Annotated in this window: 16 protein-coding genes and 1 tRNA gene; 3 read left to right on the plus strand and 14 right to left on the minus strand. The window is 37.5% G+C overall.

Annotated features, from left to right (window positions below):
* Positions 1-592 (plus strand): prolyl oligopeptidase family serine peptidase (locus tag Q0M21_RS02895; protein ID WP_295334480.1); only part of this gene is annotated, 592 nt, incomplete at its 5' end.
* A gap of 41 nt (positions 593-633) precedes the next feature.
* On the opposite strand, the gene Q0M21_RS02900 is transcribed toward Q0M21_RS02895, so the two are convergent.
* The 9 genes from Q0M21_RS02900 to Q0M21_RS02940 form a co-directional block, all read right to left on the minus strand.
* Positions 634-900, minus strand: coding sequence for a DUF6520 family protein (locus tag Q0M21_RS02900; RefSeq protein ID WP_295334483.1), 267 nt, complete (start codon positions 898-900; stop codon positions 634-636).
* 110 nt (positions 901-1,010) lie between these two features.
* Positions 1,011-2,483, minus strand: coding sequence for a MauE/DoxX family redox-associated membrane protein (locus Q0M21_RS02905; protein WP_295334490.1), 1,473 nt, complete (start codon positions 2,481-2,483; stop codon positions 1,011-1,013).
* Positions 2,484-2,550: 67 nt separating this feature from the next.
* Positions 2,551-3,426, minus strand: coding sequence for a helix-turn-helix domain-containing protein (locus tag Q0M21_RS02910; protein ID WP_295334492.1), 876 nt, complete (start codon positions 3,424-3,426; stop codon positions 2,551-2,553).
* A gap of 135 nt (positions 3,427-3,561) precedes the next feature.
* Complete coding sequence (locus tag Q0M21_RS02915; protein ID WP_295334494.1) at positions 3,562-4,797, minus strand: site-specific integrase; 1,236 nt, start codon at positions 4,795-4,797, stop codon at positions 3,562-3,564.
* Between the two features lie 272 nt (positions 4,798-5,069).
* Positions 5,070-5,151 (minus strand) — tRNA-Tyr (locus Q0M21_RS02920).
* Positions 5,152-5,301: 150 nt separating this feature from the next.
* The gene (locus Q0M21_RS02925) at positions 5,302-5,673 is read right to left on the minus strand and encodes a TlpA disulfide reductase family protein (RefSeq protein ID WP_295334496.1); all 372 of its coding nucleotides are present in this window, start codon (positions 5,671-5,673) and stop codon (positions 5,302-5,304) included.
* Positions 5,674-5,708: 35 nt separating this feature from the next.
* Complete coding sequence (locus Q0M21_RS02930) at positions 5,709-6,461, minus strand: DUF4369 domain-containing protein (RefSeq protein ID WP_295334498.1); 753 nt, start codon at positions 6,459-6,461, stop codon at positions 5,709-5,711.
* 79 nt (positions 6,462-6,540) lie between these two features.
* Positions 6,541-7,953: a rhodanese-like domain-containing protein gene (locus Q0M21_RS02935; protein ID WP_295334500.1), complete on the minus strand. Its 1,413-nt coding sequence runs from the start codon at positions 7,951-7,953 to the stop codon at positions 6,541-6,543.
* Positions 7,954-8,016: 63 nt separating this feature from the next.
* Positions 8,017-8,802 (minus strand): sulfite exporter TauE/SafE family protein, encoded by a 786-nt coding sequence (locus Q0M21_RS02940; protein WP_295334502.1) that lies wholly within the window; start codon positions 8,800-8,802, stop codon positions 8,017-8,019.
* Positions 8,803-9,007: 205 nt separating this feature from the next.
* Here Q0M21_RS02940 and Q0M21_RS02945 point away from each other — a divergent pair, with 205 nt between their 5' ends.
* Positions 9,008-10,969 carry an endonuclease gene (locus Q0M21_RS02945; RefSeq protein ID WP_295334505.1) on the plus strand — a complete coding sequence of 654 codons (1,962 nt, stop codon included), beginning with the start codon at positions 9,008-9,010 and terminating at the stop codon, positions 10,967-10,969.
* Positions 10,970-11,021: 52 nt separating this feature from the next.
* On the opposite strand, the gene Q0M21_RS02950 is transcribed toward Q0M21_RS02945, so the two are convergent.
* Together Q0M21_RS02950 and mnmE are read right to left on the minus strand one after the other, a co-directional pair.
* The gene (locus Q0M21_RS02950; RefSeq protein ID WP_295334508.1) at positions 11,022-12,989 is read right to left on the minus strand and encodes a PAS domain S-box protein; all 1,968 of its coding nucleotides are present in this window, start codon (positions 12,987-12,989) and stop codon (positions 11,022-11,024) included.
* 86 nt (positions 12,990-13,075) lie between these two features.
* On the minus strand, positions 13,076-14,476 hold the full coding sequence (mnmE, locus tag Q0M21_RS02955) for a tRNA uridine-5-carboxymethylaminomethyl(34) synthesis GTPase MnmE (protein WP_295334511.1): 1,401 nt from the start codon (positions 14,474-14,476) through the stop codon (positions 13,076-13,078).
* 133 nt (positions 14,477-14,609) lie between these two features.
* On the opposite strand from mnmE, the gene Q0M21_RS02960 reads away from it, so the two are divergent.
* Positions 14,610-15,443: a universal stress protein gene (locus Q0M21_RS02960; protein ID WP_295334514.1), complete on the plus strand. Its 834-nt coding sequence runs from the start codon at positions 14,610-14,612 to the stop codon at positions 15,441-15,443.
* A 56-nt stretch (positions 15,444-15,499) separates the two neighbouring features.
* Here the strand turns inward: Q0M21_RS02960 and dnaN are convergent, their stop codons facing one another.
* From dnaN to gldF, 3 genes are all read right to left on the minus strand, one after another.
* Positions 15,500-16,618, minus strand: a complete 1,119-nt coding sequence (gene dnaN / locus Q0M21_RS02965) for a DNA polymerase III subunit beta (protein WP_295334516.1) — start codon at positions 16,616-16,618, stop codon at positions 15,500-15,502.
* Positions 16,619-16,680: 62 nt separating this feature from the next.
* On the minus strand, positions 16,681-18,363 hold the full coding sequence (gene gldG / locus Q0M21_RS02970; RefSeq protein ID WP_295334519.1) for a gliding motility-associated ABC transporter substrate-binding protein GldG: 1,683 nt from the start codon (positions 18,361-18,363) through the stop codon (positions 16,681-16,683).
* Positions 18,363-19,088 (minus strand): gliding motility-associated ABC transporter permease subunit GldF, encoded by a 726-nt coding sequence (gene gldF / locus Q0M21_RS02975; protein WP_295334522.1) that lies wholly within the window; start codon positions 19,086-19,088, stop codon positions 18,363-18,365. Before gldF ends, gldG begins: the two co-directional genes overlap by 1 nt.
* Positions 19,089-19,153: the final 65 nt, after the last annotated feature.

Consider the following 19,153-nt stretch of genomic DNA (forward strand, 5'->3'; position numbering starts at 1 on the left):
CTATGAAGAGGGAAAGCCGGGTGTGTCGGCGGTGGATTGTGTTACCGCTGCCGTAAATGAGGTATTGGCTCATGAATTGGTAGATAAAAAGCGAATAGGCCTTGTGGGGCATTCGTTTGGGGGATATGAAACTAATTTTATTGTGACTCAGACCAATATTTTTGCAGCGGCGATTTCGGGTTCCGGTTTTGCCGATAGTATCAGTTGTTATCTTTCCGTAGGTGATAACAATTTGAAACAAGAGACTTGGCGTTATGAATTCAATCAATTACGGATGGGTGTGCCGCTTTTTGAAGATTTTGACCGCTATTTGCAAAATTCTCCGGTTACTTTTGCACCCGGGGTAAATACTCCACTTTTACTGTGGGCAGGGACAAAGGATAACTCAGTAAACTATCGCCAAAGCCTTGAATTCCATTTGGCTTTGCGCAGGCTTGGAAAACCTAATATATTATTGCTTTATGAAGGAGGAGGGCACGGCCTAACAAAGGCGGAACATCAAATGGATTTGACTCGACGTATAACTCAGTGGTGGGACTATTACTTGAAAGGAACTCCTAAGCCGGATTGGTTTATTCCAGATACTTTTTAAATAACAAAGCAGTTCTCAAGGGAACTGCTTTGCTTTTTTGGCTACTGATGGTTGCGTCTCAGTTCAACCACACAGTTTCCACTCGCGTCTTTGCCCCAGACTTGTGTAGTACCAACAGTACAAAGTGGTCCGGGATCATCAGAACACATGATGGAGGTGTTACACACCGTTCCGAAAGGGTTTGCTTTAAGATACCCTTGGATGTTGATGGCTTCTTTGGCCTCAGTGCTCGTAGTGAACGAGCTAAGAGCGCCAACCAATCCTAAAGCTAGTGCAGCCATAGGAATGAATTTACTGAATCTTTTCATAAAATAAAAAATTACAAGTTATTGATCTACTCTGTTCACAGGTTTTCGATCTTCTCCCTGATAATTAGCTAATTATATTTTTGGTGTCTTTTTTTACACTTATCCAAAATCTAAAGTGAAAGCCGTTTGTGTATCAGATAACTCATTTTGTAGCTTACTAGGTGATTACCTATGATCCCGTAAAACGTATGGCCTTCCACTGCAAAGTGACTTAGTCGTTTGCCCTCAATGTTGTAAACATAGAAGCTTACGATGTAAGAGCGATTTTTTATATCATAAACATCTATCAGGCTAGCCTGTCTCCACATTTTTTCATCTTCAAATTTCCCCATCAGTGCAGCGTTAACGAATAGTAGTCCGCCATGGAGGTAGGCGTTTTTATTTACGGTCAAAGGCGGTGCAGCGAGTTTCTTTTCATTGCGGTCTTTGTTGAATGCCACCTTGATTTGCGCCTTACTAATAGTATCAATGGTGTTGCCGCGATGGATTATGTTAAGTTTGGAGTCGCAAACGATATATTGATTGCGGTAGTAATAGAGGTATACCAGTAAATTGGTTTTTGGGTCGTAGTTTAGTATGCCATCGGTATCGAAAATACCGTCAAATTGTTTTTGAAGTATGGTCGGATTTGTGGTTGTTTTACTTTGCTCTTCATCAAAGCGTGCTAAAACATTCTCTGCATTAGCCTTGTGTGTACGAAATACAAACGTGGTGGTATCGATAAAAGCCGGATTTGAAAATTTACTTTTTACTTGCGGCATTTGGGTGGCATACCATTGCCCTGTTATACCGCGAAATACCGCTGGGACTGTGCCATCGGAGGCGAAAAAATACTTGGAGTAGACTTGGAGTTGGAGAGAACGGAACGGCAGGTTTAGATTGTTTAATTTCACTACCAATTCCTTTTTGTTTTTTAGAGAGGTATCTATTTCAGTCAGTAATAATGGGGCTGTTGTGTTTCCTAGGTATACTTTTCCGTTGGCAACTCCCGCGAAATAGTATGAATTGAATCCGAGGTCGAATTCGTGTTGTTTTGAAAATTGTGCCGGCAGTCTTCGGACAAAGTTGTTTCGATGTTGTATGATATCTTCTGACAGTAGAAAGAGTGCCACTACAATACCAATAGCAGAGGTGGCTAGAATAGTCAAATAGCCAAACACAAACCTATTGAAGGTGTTAGACATGATTGCTATTCCCGATAAGGCCACGAAAACTATATTGAAAATAAGATGCTGTCTCCAAGTCATTTCTTCTAAGATACCGCCACAAGAACATGGCGTGAAGGAGCTAAAGTTTAGAATAATCACAATGTATGCCGTAAACATTGTCATTAAAGCAAAGCTGCCGTATAGTCCTAACAAGCGAGATTTGTTGCTCAGTAACAGCAAGACAATAATAAACTCTACCAAAGGAACTGTAATAGCAACCCAATCTGCAAAAGCACTTAAAAGGGGTGACTGACCCAGTTGAATTTGAAAATTATGGAAGTCTAATACTTTACTTACGGCCGCATAAGTGAAGAGTAGAATGTAAAGTGCGACTACTGTTTGTATGATGTTCGATTTAGTAATTTGAAGTTTCATTTTACATGTATTTTTATGTAAAATTCTTAAAAACAATTACTTAGAGATATTCAAAAATGTAGTAATACTATTCCATTCTTGATGGTCTGTTGAGTTCACTAGGAGAGTAATGATACTTTTTTTTGAAAGCTTTGTAGAAGTTGAGGTAAGAATTGAAGCCGCACATAAATGAGATTTCTTTTAAAGATAAATCGGTTTTTAAGATTAGGTTATGTGCTTTTTTGAGTCGCTCATCATTGTAAAGTTGGTAAATACTTGTATTAAAGAAGTGACGAAAACCTGCTTTTAACTTAAACTCATTAGAACCAAACATTTTTGTTAGTGTTTTTAATGAAGGTAGTGGTTCTTCAAGATTATTCAGTATGTATTCATAAACATTTTGGATTATGTCTGAGTCTTTTTGGCGAGGACTAATTTTATTTAAGGATACAAAAGTATCATCGAGCGAGTGATAAAGGACTGTTGCTATTGAGCATATCAAAATCTTATCACTCTTATAAAACTTTGATATTGTGAAATGTAATGGAATCAGTTTTTTATTTATGGTAATTAAGACTAATTGTATTGTGTTTTGATATTGTATATCATTTGCAATATCGTTTTTTATGCTACGCCAAATATCTGTTGATTGAGGTGCTATTATTTCATCAAAAGGCATATTCTTTAGTATTTCAGGGTTGTAACCCAGAATAGAATTGGCTGATGTATTAAAGCTTTCAATATTGTATTCCTTGTTAAGGACAAATGTATTTTGGATAACACTCTGATAATTGTAGTAAGGGATAACATAGCCTGATTTTGTAATTGTATTTTGGAGTGTGAGCCCAAGGATATTAATTACATTACTAAGTTCATCTATTTCATCATTAACTCCAGTAGGCTCTATTCTATAGGCGAAGTTACCAGTTGCTAATTCGAATAGCATCTGGTAAATGTTCTTCATCCGTTGATAATAGGATTGGCCTTGCATGCATTGAAAAATAAGCAGCAAAGCTATAGAAGTAGCATTCCCGAATCAAACGTTATGGTGTGTGATTCGGGAATTTAAAAGTGTTCTTGTGGATTTTTAAATCAGATTTTATGAGCTTTGAGCCATTGTTTGAAATGCTAATTTTTGTTTTAGAATAGCCATGTCGTCACTAACTCTTTTGTCAACTATTTTTGCATAGTGCTGAGTTGTTCTGAGACTTTTATGTCCTAACATCTTGCTCACACTTTCAATAGGTACTCCGTTAGTTAAAGTAACAGATGTTGCAAAGGTGTGACGAGCCATGTGAAAAGTTATCTCTTTGTTTATTCCACAAACATCTCCTATTTCTTTTAAGTAGCTATTCATTTTTTGATTACTCAATACAGGTAGTAGTCGGTCCTCATTTATACACTTTGGATGTGTTTCATATTTCATAATCAATTCTTCTGCAATTGGAAGTAAAGGTATTTTGGACCTGGTATCAGTTTTTTGACGGTTTTTAAAAATCCATTTATTGCCATCAATACCAATACCCAAATGGTCTTTTCTTAATTGCTGAACATCAATGTATGCTAATCCGGTAAAACAGCAAAAGATAAAGATGTCTCTAACTTGCTCCAAGCGTGTATTCATAAACTTTTTAGAGTAGATTTTCCGGATTTCTTCCTCGGATAAAAATTCTTTATCAACTTCATAAACTTTGCCTTCGTATTTGCTAAATGGATTTTTCTCTATCCAGTCATTGTTTAAGCATATATTGATTATTTTCCGGAAGTTTCGAACATATTTTACAGCAGTATTGTTGCTGCAGTTTTTAACGCTACGTAAATAGAATTCTAGCTCAGTTATAAAGGCGAAATCTATTTTGTCAATTGATATATCAGTTGAATTGTATTTCCAGTGTAGAAACTTCTTTATATGGTTTAGAGTTACTTCAAATCTTTGGAGAGTACCATGAGCATATTGTTTACCCAATAGCTCCCTCATTTTATTATTGTGGTCTTGAAAAATTGAAATAAGCATTCTGCTTTTTTTATTTTTATCTAACAGAATTGATTGGAAATTTTCAATGGTAAGATCTTCATTTTTATGTAGTAGCTCTAGTTCAGCACCTAATACCTTTGATTTTATCATATCAAGATAGCTATTGATTGAACGGGCTTCTTCTGTACTACCTTTCATTTTGCATAATTCAGGCAGCCATTTTGATTTTTCAATAAACTTTTTTGAACTAAATTCTAATCTTTGACCATTAACCGTCAATCTAACATAGATTGGTAATTTACCATCAGCATTCATTTTGGTGCTTTTGGTGTAAAAGTGCAAGGTGATTTTTGTTTTCATGTTGGTGACCTTTTAATTATTATTCAATTTAAATTCCTGACTAATAACAAACAAGATGTACAACTTTTGAACGAGTTGTTGAACTGGCTTGAAGTACAATGTTTGTAAGGCTTAAGAAGATTTAGCGAGACCCTAGATTTAGAAAATTTTAGGGTCTCGATTTTGCCCCTTCAGCTTTAAGATTGAATGAATAATTTGGAGGTAACAGAAAAACAAAAACCCTGAAAATCTTAAGATTTGCAGGGTTTTGAGACTTTTTGTTTTTTTATTTGTGGGGAGAGCAGGATTCGAACCTGCGAAGACTTAGTCAGCGGATTTACAGTCCGCCCTCGTTGGCCGCTTGAGTATCTCCCCAATGCTTATAGCGATTGCAAATATAAAAACTGTTTCGGGCTTCGCAAACAAAAAAGAAGATATTTCACCACACTTTTTTTAAGCCGTTGGTAGTAAATGAAATAAAAAATCTCCCGAAGGAGATTTTTTGAGAATATCAGATGTAAATCGTTATTTTTTATTCAACAGTTCCTGAATTTTGCGCTTCATTTCGTCTTGTGGTAAATCAATTCCGATTACTTTTCCCGTTGCGTCCAGCAAAAAGGTTGTTGGTATTAAAGTAACACCGTATCTTTTTACTATTGGGTCATCCATTTCTTTTAAGTTGGAAACTTGAGGCCAAGTCAATCCGTCTTTAGCAATAGCTTCTTTCCAATCTCCGGCATCACTGTCTAATGAAACACTGATGATGTTAAATCCTTTACTGTGAAATTCGTTGTACAAAGCCACAACTTTGGGGTTTTCTTTACGACAAGGCATACACCATGAAGCCCAAAAATCAATCAGTGTAACTTTACCCATACTTTGTTTTAGAGACACCATTTTTCCTTCCGGAGTTGGTGCTTTGAAGTCGGGTGCTATTTGGTTGAGTTTGACGCTTGATTGGCTATCGGCTTTTTTTTTAAAGCATCAAGATTTTCTTTAATCGATTTTGCGGGTTTGGTTTTCTTAAGACTTTCGTCAAAAGAATTGTAAATCGTTTCAATTTCTTTAGTTGTAAACTTAGGGTTGTTCACCATCATTTGTAAAATCAAGACACTGATAAATGATTTCGGGTGCGTTTTAGGATAACCGAAAGTATAATCGGTCATGTCTTTTTGAATCAAATCATATTCTGCTCTCAATTTATTCATCGCTACAGTATCATTACTTTTTTGAGCATTTTCGATAGCTACTTTGTTGCGTTGTTGGAAATCAAGAATTTTTCCTTTTAATTTCTTTTGTATTTTATCAGATTCTTCATTGAATTTTGTGAACTCATCGTTGTTGTAAGTTCCTGTGATTTTCGATTTTACCAAACTGTCTTTGTCAAATTCGATATCAATTTCTCCGCCTTCTAAAACCAAAGGCAATTTACCGTTTACTTTATCTACTTGAATAAAGTGAATTTCCGGCTCTGAGGCTTTTCCTTTGATTTCAAATTTTCCGTCTTTAATTTTTACCGTATCGATTGCTAAGAATCCCATACCCATCGGACCTTGTTTTTCCAGATAAACTAAACCGTTTTTCATACCTTTTACGTTACCACTGATGATATATTCACCTTCCGCTAACTTATTACAAGAAAACAATACTACGGCCGAGGCTACAAGAAGAATTACTTTTTTCATTTTGTTGTTTTAAATTTAATGATTGCAAATGTATTTAAATTGCAATACTATGACTTACTTTTTTTGTTTTTTTAAAGAATTATTTTTTGGTCGATGGACATACAAATTGAGTACAAGGTACAGAAGTTTGTTTGATACCGTTGAGTCCTTTTTCGACATTGATTAAGTTGTGAATGCCTCTGGATTTCAATATCGATGCCATAATTACAGAACGATAACCTCCGGCGCAATGCAGAAAGAATTCTTTTTCTTTCGGAATACTTTGAAAATTTTCATTTACAGTATCTAAAGGAATATTTACAGCATTTTCCACATGTTCTGCTTCGTATTCACTCGGTTTTCGAGCATCCACAACTAGGCTTTCGTCGTTGAATTGTTGCGCAAATGTTTCCGGACTGATGGAAGTAATACTATCTGTTTCAAATCCTGCCTCCTTCCAAGAATTTATACCGCCATGTAGATAACCTAAAACATGATCAAAGCCGACACGTGACAATCGGGTAATGGTCTCTTCTTCTTTACCTTCGGGTGTTACTAATACCAATTTTTGATGTACATCTCTGAGTAAGGAACCAACCCATGGTGCAAAATTACCTTGTATGCCTATGAAAATGGAATTAGGAATATGACTTTTTACAAAATCATTTTCATGACGTACATCTAATATTACTACATCACCTTGGTTTGCCACAGCTTCAAATTCTTGAGGCGAAAGAGCAACTTTACTGTTTTTAATCACAGTATCCAAACTTTCATACCCTTTAATGTTCATCAATACGTTTTGAGGAAAATAGGCCGGAGGTGTTCCTAAACCCTCCAAAAGTTCTTTCGTAAACTCTTCCTTGGTCATATCCGCTCTTAAAGCGTAGTTGGTTCTTTTTTGGTTGCCTAGAGTATCTGTTGTTTCTTTACTCATGTTCTTTCCGCAAGCACTTCCGGCCCCATGACTCGGATATACAATTAAATCATCGCTTAAAGGCATGATTTTGTTTCGGAGAGAATCGAATAAATACGAAGCTAACTTTTCCTGAGTGAGATCTGAGGTTAAAGCTTGCGCCAAATCCGGTCGGCCTACATCGCCTATGAATAAAGTATCTCCGGTGATGATGCCGTGCTGTTTTCCGTTTTCATCTGTCAACAAATAGCAGGTGCTTTCCAAAGTATGCCCCGGAGTGTGAATGGCAGTAATGGTATAGTTACCCACTTTAAATTCCTGATTGTCTTCTGCAATAATGGCTTCAAATTCAGGGTTAGCGGTTGGACCGTAAACGATTTTTCCACCACTTTTCTGAGCCAAGTCTAAATGTCCCGAGACAAAATCGGCATGAAAATGTGTTTCAAAAATATATTTAATGGTAGCGTTATCTTTGGCTGCTTTATCTAAATACGGTTGTACTTCTCGCAATGGGTCAAAAATAGCAGCTTCTCCATTGCTTTCTAAATAATAGGCAGCTTGCGCGATACATCCGGTGTAAATTTGTTCAATTTTCATAACACTGTAATTTTATACAAAGGTAAGGGTAAATCATTAAAAGGCTCGACCATTTAGAATTCTTTAGGAAAACAATTCTTTACAGAAGATAATGATAGCCATTAGTAAGATGAATATACCGAAGATTTTTTTAAGTAGTTTTTCGTTGATGAATTTTTGGAGATAAAGTCCGATGAATATGCCCACAGCCGACAAAGCGGTAAAGGATAACAGAAAAAGCCAATCTATTTCATTGTTTTGGATATCGCCTGAAAAACCTATCAATGAATTAATGGTAATGACCAATAATGAAGTAGCAATAGCTTTTTTGATGGTTAAACGGGCCAGTTTAATAAGTGCCGGAACAATCAAAAAACCACCTCCGGCACCAATTAATCCGATTAAAACACCTACGAAAAACAACTGAATCAGACTTCCGTAAGGATTGGTGATTTCGGGTACTGGATTTTCTTTTTTGTTCTTCAGCATGGAAACAGCAGCCAAAACCATGACAACGGCAAAAATTACCATTAAAAACGTAGCCTTTGTCAATTGAAAAGAAGCAAAATAAAACACAGGATCAGGGATTTCGGGCACTAAGTATTTTCGGGTCAGATAAACACCAAGAACCGAAGGCAAAGCAAAACGAACAGCACTTCTAACATCCACTAAGCCTTTTCGGAAGTTATGAATGCTGCCCAATGCCGAACTAGTGCCTACAATAAACAAAGAATAGGCTGTGGCAATTACCGGATTTAATTGAAGTACGTATACTAAAATAGGAACGGTAAGTATGGAGCCGCCACCACCGGTAATACCGAGGATTATTCCAATACAAAGAGCTCCAAAATAACCTAAAACTTCTGTCATACAACAAATGATGTGAGAAAGTAAAAATAGTGTATTTTAATGAAAAGAGAGATGAATTTTTACGTATTAAAATTCTGAAAAAAAATTATAAAAAATAAAGTTTTTTCTTTAATTATTTAATCAAGACTATTAAACTAGTCATAAAATAATGGATTTCACAATTTTAAATTTTTCATATCGATAAATTTGGGCAAAATTTTAGTTAATGCTTAAAAAAATATTGTGCTATCTATTGGTGCTGTCCACATCAATGATAGAAGCCCAGGTGATTATCAATGAATTTGATTCGGATAATCCCAGTTCTGATGATAAAGAGTTTATCGAGTTGAAATCGGTTACCCCAAATTTTCCCCTCAACGGCTATGTTTTGGTGTTTTTTAATGGTACCGGTTCCTTAGCCGATAAAAGTTATTTTACCCTTAGTTTAAACGGATTAACTACCGACGCTAATGGACTTGTTCTTGTGGGTAATAACTTGGTTTCCCCGGTACCTGAACGTATTTTTACCAATAGTACCATTCAAAACGGTCCCGACGGCGTAGGCCTGTATTTAGGCTCTACTTCCGATTTTCCTAACAATACTACTGCCACTACACTGAATTTAATAGATGCTTTGGTGCATTCTAACAATACCACTCAAGTACCTTCTTTGCAAGCTTTGTTGGGTGTAACTACTCAAGTAAACGAAAATGCCAACGGTTCGGGTACGACACAATCCATCCAACGTAAATCTGACGGTTCTTGGGAAGTCAAGGCACCAACTCCCGGGATGAATAACGATGGCAGCGGATTTGTTTACAACGGAATCACCATTACAACGAATACCAACCATAAAAACGAAGGGGATAGTTTTAGCATCACCTTCACTTCAGACAGTGTGGTGACGAGTGATTTGAATTTTTCGTTTTCTCTCAACAACGGAGGTTTCGGTACAGCCGATTTTACAGGAAATACAAACGTATTCATACCAACAGGCTCTAATACCTTTACGACTACCATTACTTTAGTTGATGATACCTTAGATGAAGGTGATGAAGTGCTCAAAATAAAGTTTGGAAGCCTACCTTCCGGATACAATCGACGCAATGACAACATCGAGATTAGAGTGGTGGATAATGATTTTACAACTTTACCTTTCGGTACACCGTTGAATCCTACTTACGGCAATGTTACCAGCACAGCGCCCGCCGGATATTATGATGCTTTAGAGGGATTGTCCGGAGCCGCTTTAAAACAAGCTTTGCAAAATATCATTGCTAATCCGGCCGTTGTAAGAGCACACAGCTACGGAGATGTGACCGATATTTTAAAAGTAGCGGATCAAAATCCGTTGAACAGTAATCAGGTTTGGTTGATGTATGTTGAAACACCGCGCGCAAAATTAGATTTTCAAACCACCTCAAGCAATGTAGGCTTTTGGAACAGAGAGCATATCTACCCGCAATCTCGTGGTGGATTTGCCAATGCTACCGGTGATATTCCTGACGGTATTAATGTTTGGTCACCAACCAGTGCCGATGACATTGCTGCCGGTCACGGAGACGCGCACCACATTCGTGCCGAAGATGGTCCGGAAAATACCTCCAGAAGTAATAGAGATTATGGATTGACCGGTTACAACGGTCCTCCCGGAAATCTCGGTTCATGGAAAGGAGATGTAGCGCGTTCTGTATTTTATATGGCCGTTCGTTACAATGCTTTAAGTGTGGTTAATGGTGATATTCCGGATACCACTGTCGGTCAGTTGGGTGATTTGGCTTCGTTATTGACGTGGAATCAAACCGATCCGCGGGATGATTTCGAGATGAATCGCAATAATTATATTTACACTTGGCAATACAACCGAAATCCGTTTATTGATTATCCTTCTTTGGCGGATTACATTTGGGGTGATAATGTCGGACAAGCTTGGTATGCTTCGTTATCAACAAACGATAATGTAGCTTTGGCATTCCGTATTTATCCAAACCCAACTGCAGAGCGTTTTACGGTTTACGGTATAGACTCAGAAGCCAGAATGGAAATGTTTAACAGTATTGGAATGAAAGTTTTTGAACAAAAATTTGAGGGAGAAACTACTTTTGAACCCAATGTGTCATCCGGTATTTATTTGGTTAAAATTACGCGCAACAACCAAACTTTTGCTAAGAAATTAATTGTAAAATAATCGATTCCGATGACCTATGAATAATGAAAACCTGATCAATTCAGCAGGTTTTTTATTTGAAGTAAATTGTGAAAGTAGTACCCACATTTAGTTCACTGTCAATTTCGATTCGGCCACCCATTGCATCAATCTGGTTTTTGGAAATGAATAATCCGATTCCTTTGGCATCAGGATTATTATTAAAGGTTTTATACATTCCGAATAGGTTTTCGCCGTTTCGCTTCAAATCAATCCCAATACCGTTATCTGCTATGATTAAAGCCTTTTTATCTTGGTCGAAGCGCAATACCACTAATGGCTTTCTGTCGGGATGGCTGTATCGAATGGCATTGGAGATGAAATTGTATAATATGCTTTCTAAATAAGCTGGATTGTAAGTGATTTGAATTTCCTTGGGAACTAAGTTTTCAACTACAGCCTTTTTGTCCTGAATTTGCTTTTCTAGAACAGCTAAAGTTTTTTCAATAAACAAATTCAAGTTAAGCTGTTCAATGGTTAAATTAAGATTGGTTCTGATGTTAACTACTTCATTTAAATTTCTCATAGTCTCGTCTAGTGATTTGGAGACTCTTTTAAGCAAGTTAACCATTTCTTCTTGTTCCTCTTGGGTCTTAACACTCTCCATTAAACTGGAGATGAGTTCAATATTACTGGTATGAGAGCGAAGATTGTGAGATACAATATACGAGAAGTTTAACAATCTTTTATTCTGTTCAGAGACCAATTCAAAAGACTGTTTCAATTCTTCTTCAGCTCTTTTTTTATCGGTAATGTCTTCAACAATAGCGATATGATTAAGGACTCTATTGGCTTCTTTCCATAAAACGGCTACAATTAAATTTACCCAAACAATTTTTCCCGATTTGTGAATGTATCGTTTTTCCATACTAAATTCATCAATCAGTCTGTTTTGCAATTTTTGCATATTTTCCAAATCCTCTTTTAGGTCTTCAGGATAAGTAATGGATTGGAAATTAGTGGTTAATAATTCTTCTCTGGGATATCCGACAATGTTGGCGTATTCTTTATTAATGGTAATGAAGTTTCCGGTTATTGTGTCGATTTTAGCAATGCCTACCGGAGCTTGATCAAAGATAGCCCCGAACTCTGCTTCTCTTTTGATGATTTTTTGGGTTTGTAGCTCAATTAATTGTTGAAGTTCAGCCGGTTTTCTCAACAATGAAGTAACCCATAAACCAATAATAACGGATAGCAACAAGCCTAAAGAAGCTGAAGTGTAGAGTTGGTTGATAATATTGTTTTGTTTTCTTGAGATAAGATATAGATTCCATTCCCCGTCGGGTATGGTCACTTTTAAAAGTGGATTCTTCTTGAAATCCTTTTGTATAGGAAGAAAAAATTCCTCTTTTTTTGAAATGGGATTGGTTTTTGAGAATTGAAAATAGTATTTAGTATCGTCTATAGTATTAACACCGGATTCTTTTATAAGGGTTTCAAAGCGAATTACCACGGCTGAAAATCCCCAAAATCGATTGTTCTTATAGATGGGCAGTCGTCCTACCACACCAACCCCTCCTTGTTTTAATCGCATAGGACCGGCAAAAAACATTAATTTTGATTTTATTGACTTCCTTGCTTCAAACCTATTTTGGGGACTATTTAATATGTTATAATTGATAACTGCCTTATTTTCCTCAAAAGGATAAACATATTTGATGACACCATCCGGTACAAGTTGTACTGCATCAATTGATTCGTTATTGTCTACTAATTGTTTGGCTATTTTTTCAAAGTTTTCCGGTTCCCCTTCATCATTGATTGTCATCGCCATGGTTAGGGCAGAAGAGTAACTGCTTTTTAAAACATGCTCAAAGTTTTGTTTAACGACATTCAGGATATTATTCATCTCCCGTCTTTCGTTTTCTTTGATGATTTCATACCTCAGTTTCACCACAAAACTTAACAAAGCGAGCATGATCAGAAAGCTGACTAAGCCTGTTGTCTTTGGTCTTGATATAACCCAATGCGAAACTTTTTTCAATATTTCTTTGAAGTTCATATAAAGGGTTTGGTTAAATAGTTAGAGATAGCTAAATATAAGTTAAAAAAAAATACTAAAAAATAATTAATGTGCTAAAATGTAAATTATTTCCCGATACAGAAATTAGCAAATATATTTCCTAACAATTCGTCATTCGTTACTTCTCCTGTTATTTCACCAAAATAGTATAAAGCTTGTTTGATATCTATGGCCATTAAATCGGAGGAAAGCCCGCTGTTTAAACCAAAAGTGACTTTCTGAATTTCTTCCAAAGCTTTGAGTAATGAATCGTAATGACGGGTGTTGGTAACTATGGTTTCATTGTTGCGCAACGCTCCGGTATTGACAAACGATAAAAGCAAATTTTTAAGTTCGTCAATGCCCTGTTTTTCCTTGGCACTCATTAAAATGGGTTTCAAGTTTAATGTTTCCAATTTTTGATTCATGCTGGAAACTTCATCTTGAGAAATCAAATCCACTTTATTTATAACGATGACAATTGATTTTAAAGGATATTTGTTCTTTACTTTTTCTATTTCGGCAATGTATTCCGAACCCGAAACCTGAAACTTTAAACTATCAAACAAATAAATCACCACCTGCGCTTGCTCGATTTTCTCAAAGGTTTTTTTAATCCCGATGCTTTCCACCACGTCTTTCGTATCGCGAATCCCGGCGGTATCTATGAATCGAAAACCGATGCCATTGATGACCAATTCGTCTTCTATCGTATCGCGAGTTGTTCCGGCAATATCGGATACAATGGCGCGTTCTTCGTTCAATAAGGCATTGAGTAAAGTTGATTTTCCCACATTAGGTTCGCCTACAATCGCTACCGGAATCCCATTTTTAATCACATTACCCACGGCAAAGGAATCGATTAAGCGTTTCAGTACAAATTCGATGCGATTGAGTAATTCCTTGAATTGCGTACGATCGGCAAACTCTACATCTTCTTCTGCAAAATCCAATTCGAGTTCAATCAATGAGGCAAAATTCAAAAGTTCGGCTCTAAGCTTGGCTATTTCGTTGCTAAATCCACCGCGCATCTGCTGCATGGCAATTTGGTGGCTGGCTTCGTTATCAGAAGCTATCAAATCGGCTACCGCTTCGGCTTGCGACAAATCAAGTTTCCCGTTTAAAAAAGCTCTTAAGGTAAATTCACCGGCTTGCGCCATTTTACAACCTTTACGCAATAATAATTGGATAATTTGTTGTTGGATGAAAGTTGAACCGTGACAGGAAATTTCAATCACATCTTCGCCGGTATAGGAATGAGGATTTTTAAAGATTGACAGCAACACTTGGTCGTACACTTTTCCTTCATCGACGATGTGTCCCAAATGAATGGTATGCGTTTTTTGTTGGCTGATGCTTTTTCCGGAAACCGATTGGAAAACTTGCTCTGCAATAGAAATGGCGTCTTTACCGGATATTCTTATGACAGCTATGGCACCGGCGCCCGATGGTGAAGCTAAAGCTACTATAGTTTCCTGAGAAATCATCTTTGTATATTTTCGGCAAAGTTAATAAAACTTATCAAGTATATTTTTAAAGGTTAAATTGATAATCGACTGATATTTGTCATTTTAAGTAACTGTTTTAAATCGTAACTTTGAGTCAATTAAAACGTTAGGTATGAAAAAAATAGTAGTTCCAGTAGATTTTTCCGAAACTTCGGATAATGCTTTTATTTATGCTTTGGAAATGGCCAAGCGATTGAAAGCCGAGTTAGTTTTGTTGCATACTTTTGAACTTCCGATTGTTGACAGTCAGGCTATGCCAATCAATTATGCCACCATCTATAATACGATGGAGTTGGCCAATTTTGAGCATTTCAAGCAAAAAATGCCCAAATTGCATGCTATAGCTGAAGCGCGAAATTTAAGTCAAATTCCCATGAGTCACATTATGATGGATGGCGATTTGTTATTGAGTATCAAAAAAGTGATTGCCCAGGAAAACATTGATATGGTGGTGATGGGAACTAATGGCGCCGAAGGTTGGTGGGACAATTTAATCGGAACCAATACTGGTTCGGTTATTGCCGGAGTCGATGTGCCGGTGTTAAGTGTTCCTGCCGGAGCACAATTTCAAAAAATTGATACCATAGCGTTTACCACACGATTCCGTAAAAAAGACATCGAAGCGTTGATTAAAGTCTTATTTTTTGCCAAAAGATTCCATGCGAAAGTCAAATGTTTGTATGTGAAAACGCCGAATTCCGATGTGACTGAAGACACTATACGTCGTTGGCAATCGCATTTTGAGGACGAAACCAATCTGCAGTTCTTTATTATCCCGAATGAAGACGTGAAAGAAACCATAGAAGATTTTTTAGTCAGCCAGGAAGCAGATATGTTAGCGATGCTGACTTACAAGCGAAACTTCTTTGTAGAGTTGTTTACTACAACCACTACGCAGCACTTGTCCTACCATTTTAAAACGCCGATTTTAGCTTTACACGAATAAAAAAAGCGCCTCTTTTTTGAAAGAGGCGCTTTTCGGTATAAAGGTTAGTGTAATAACTAGTTGTTCAGCATCACCGGCATAACCAACATGGTTACCGTTTCGCCTTCATCTAAACCGTCAATAGGTGTTAAGATACCGGCGCGGTTTGGCATCGACATCTCCAACATGATTTCGTCGGATTGTAAGTTGGTCAACATTTCCGATAAGAAACGAGAGTTGAATCCAATTTGCATGTCATCACCTTGGTAATCACAAGTCAAACGCTCTTCCGCTTTGTTTGAGTAATCGATGTCTTCTGCAGAAATGTTTAACTCTGCACCGGCAATTTTCAAGCGAATTTGGTGTGTTGTTTTGTTAGAGAAAATCGCCACACGACGCACAGAGTTCAATAAAAGCACTCGGTTGATCATTAATTTGTTCGGATTTTCTTTTGGAATTACCGCTTCGTAATTCGGGTATTTTCCGTCGATTAAACGACAAGTCAACACGTAGCTGTCGAACGAAAACGTAGCGTTAGAATCGTTATATTCAATAGTCACCTCCGATTCGGAAGCCCCTAAAATATTTTTCAGAATGTTCAAAGGCTTCTTCGGCATGATAAAATCAGCCACTTGAGAAGCTTTAACATCGGTACGCGCGTATTTTACCAATTTGTGCGCATCGGTAGCAACGAAAATTAAGCCTTCCGGAGAAAATTGGAAAAACACACCGCTCATCACCGGACGCAAATCGTCGTTTCCGGCAGCAAATATCGTTTTACTGATGGCGGTTGCCAATACATCGGCAGGAACCAAAGTAGAAGACGGATTGTCTAAACTAACGGCTTTAGGAAATTCTTCTCCCGGAGCGTAAGCAATGGCATATTTACCGGAATTAGAACTGATTTCGATAGTACTGTTTTCTTCAACAGTAAAAGTTAACGGTTGTTCAGGGAAAGTTTTTAGAATATCTAACAACAATTTCGCCGGAACTGCAACACTGCCTTTGCTGGTAGAATCGATTTCTAAAGTAGCCGACATAGTAGTCTCTAAATCAGAAGCCGAAACCGTTAGCGTTTTATTGTCTAATTCGAATAGGAAATTATCTAAAATAGGCAAGGTGTTGCTGCTGTTGATAACACTTCCCAACACTTGCAATTGTTTCAATAAATATGAACTCGATACAATGAATTTCATTTTGTTTTATTTTTTACAAATATATCTTAAACTAACAGATTTCAAAAAGTTTTTTATTAACATTAGCGGCTGTATTTTCGCTTGCGCAAAAGGGTAAAGGCGATGCCGAATAACAGTAAGATTACTATTGGCATTGCTACAGTTACGATTTGCGAATTGGTGTAATTGTCGTAAACTTTTTGTTTGTCCAGCATCGGTAAATTGACTTCTTTACTGCGAATGTTAATAAGTCCGTTATCGTCCAGTAAATAATTCACACAGTTCATCATGAACTCTTTGTTGGCGTATAAATTATTCGTCCATTTGTCATAACCCAATTCGAGCGGTAATCCGTTTTTATCCAATTGATTTTTAATGACATCACCATCGGAAACGACTATCATTTTGTTGGAATTCCCCGAGTTTTTAAAAGTAGCATCCTTAAAAGGCAAGATGCGGTTTTCGTACATGGAGTGGAATTGTCCTTCCAATAAAACAGCTACAGGATAATTGCCTTTGCCAACGAATTCTTTTTGTTCCGGACGCAGTGAAACGATGTTTAAGTTCACCTCGGAAGGCGTACCAACCAAGCGTGATACTTGAGAAGATTGCAATAAAACAGTCTTTTTGATATCGTTGCCCAAAAGCTCAATCGGACCGGCAAAATCAAATTTAATGCCATCCAAATTAGTCACTATCGGGTTTTTGCTGGTTGGGTAAATCAGCGGCGCGTAAAACCACGGATATTGGGTGTATTGTGTGGCACTTCCTTGTTCTCCTGTGGCTAGTGCTATAGGCGTGTTTTGCAAATCGAAAATCAAGTCCGGCTTCATGCGAATCCCGTATTTGAAGAACATATCGTTCAATCCTAAATCTCTAGGAAAGGCTAAATTGGCACCCGATTCGTTGTACAGACTGTCCATTTCCATCGCAACCTGATCGACCAGCCAAAGGGTTTTTCCGCCATTGATAATGAATTGATCGAGGACTTGTTTTTCTGCATCGGTAAAGGATTCTGTGGGTTTGGCAATGACAGCCAAATCATATTTCTTTAAGTATTTTAAAGTCTCATTCGGACTTTTAGCGACCGAGTCTAAAGTAAACGGACCAATGTAGTAATTGTCTCTGACTGATTTGATGAAATCAGCGATATAACGGTCTTCGATTTGTCCGTTACCGTTCAGTACCACTACTTTTTTCTGTTTTTCTTTGGCCACAGTATTGATAGCATTGGCAAAAGCGTATTCCAAATGTTGCACCGAACTCACCACTTTTTCGGCGGTTGAGGCGCCCATCATATTTTTCAGCAAAGGCACTTTTACCGATCGATCTCCGCAAGTAGCCACAGCCCAAGGGAAAACCACTTCCTGGGTTTGCTGACCTTTGTCGTTTACGGTCACATTAACCGGAGTCAAGCCGCGTTCTAAGAAAGACTGGATGGTGGCATCACGCTGTTCTTCCTCTTCTAAAGGGTTTACAAATTGGAAAATTACATTCGAGTTTTGCGCTTTGAATTCTTCCAATAATTGTTGGGTTTCTGTTTGAAGTTTCTGGAATTCACCCGGAAATTCGCCTTCCAAAAATACGTCAATGTAAAGCGGCTCTTGCACTTCACTTACAATGATCAAAGACGTTTCGGAAAGTGTATATCTTTTATCTGCTGTCAAGTCAAATCGGTGGAACGCGAAATGACCGGCAAAGTTGAGCACGATTACAAAAAGTACGGTGAGTGCTAATTTCTTGAAGTTGTTTTTCGGCTTACTCATTACGATTTCAAGGATTTTAATTGATATACGGTGAACGACAAGAAAACGAAAGCAACGCTAACAAAATAGAGAATATCACGAGTGTCCAAAACGCCTCTGGCCATACTTTTAAAGTGGTAATCCATACCGAATTTGGCGACTAAATCTTCAAAACCGCTCACGTAATTCGACACGCCTTCAAAACCGTAATAGAACAAAAAGCACAGCATTACCGCTATTAAAAAAGCGACAATTTGATTTTCCGAAAGGGTAGAAGTGAAGACACCGATAGCGGTATACGAAGCCACTAAAAACAGCAATCCGAAGTACGAACCCAAAGTGCTGCCCATGTCGATATTGCCTTCGGGTGAACCTAAGGAAGCAATCACATAAACGTAAACTAAGGTTGGCAATAAGGCGATGACAATCAATAAAAATGACCCTAAAAACTTGCCGTTTACGATTTGCCAAATAGATAAGGGTTTGGTGAGCAACAACTCGATGGTGCCTTGTTTTTTCTCATCCGAAAAGCTGCGCATCGTTACAGCCGGAATGAGGAAAATTAAAATCCATGGGGCTAAAGTGAAAAACGGACTCAAATCGGCAAATCCGCTTTGCAGGATATTGTATTCTCCATCGAAAACCCAAAGGAAAAGGCCGTTGAGCAGCAAAAAGATGGCAATCACCAAATAGCCGATTGGTGAGCCGAAAAAGGATTTTATTTCTCGTAATGCGATTGATTTCATATTCTTTGTTATGGGTTGTATGTTGTAGGTTTTATGTTGGGCAAAAGTAATCACTTACAACATAG

Origin of the sequence: Flavobacterium sp. (assembly GCF_024710485.1) — a bacterium.
Classification (GTDB): domain Bacteria; phylum Bacteroidota; class Bacteroidia; order Flavobacteriales; family Flavobacteriaceae; genus Flavobacterium.